Consider the following 278-nt stretch of genomic DNA (forward strand, 5'->3'; position numbering starts at 1 on the left):
GGTCTGGATCTGGCCGAGGCCGACATGAAACAGCGCGATCCCATTCCACGGATCGAAGCTCAACGCCCGCGCGCAGGCGACGAGGCTGGCGCTGAACTGGTTGGTGGCGTTGAGGAAGCGGCAGTAGGCTTCGAGCGCCGGAATGGAATTCGGCCGTGCGCGCAGCGTCTGTTGCAACAGCGCGCCGGCCTTGGTCTCCGCAGGCTCACGTTCGGCGGGGCTCAGCCACATCATCTGCACGCCGCGCATCAACAGCGCGGCCAGCGCCACTTGAATCT

The 278-nt window shown here is 65.8% G+C and carries 1 pseudogene; it reads right to left on the reverse strand.

The features are described from left to right. Nucleotides 1-278 (reverse strand): annotated as a pseudogene (locus RAD10_RS41700) (transcriptional regulator CadC); the annotation flags it as partial.

This window comes from Bradyrhizobium sp. 23AC, assembly GCF_054863025.1.